The 334-nt window shown below is 69.8% G+C and carries 1 protein-coding gene; it reads left to right on the top strand.

Annotated features, from left to right (window positions below; genetic code table 11):
* Positions 1-334 (top strand): hypothetical protein (locus QCE73_RS34070; protein WP_309885345.1); only part of this gene is annotated, 334 nt, incomplete at both ends.

Raw genomic sequence — 334 nt, 5'->3', positions numbered from 1 at the left:
AACGACAGCGCCGGTCTGCTCGGCGCGCGGCGCGTGTTTCGTGTGCCGCGCACATTGCCGGCGAACCTGCGCACGCTGGATGCCGCGCACTGGCAGTTGCACCCGGCGCTGTACGACGCCGATACGCTGCTCGCGTTGCGCGATGCCCGTCTCGACGAGAACGACCGCGAGATTGCACTGGCGGGCGGGGTGGCGCGGCTGAATGCGAGCATCGGCTGGCAGCGCATGGCGGATCGCGAAGATGCGGCGGCGCTGCTGCGCATGGCGAAGGACAGCGTGATGCCGCGCGTGCGTCTGCTGCTGTCGGTCATGCCGGATCACGATACCGCGGGCT

This window comes from Caballeronia sp. LZ029, from assembly GCF_031451275.1.
In the GTDB taxonomy this organism is placed as follows: domain Bacteria; phylum Pseudomonadota; class Gammaproteobacteria; order Burkholderiales; family Burkholderiaceae; genus Caballeronia; species Caballeronia jiangsuensis.
This window is presented reverse-complemented; position numbering and strand designations above follow the sequence as displayed.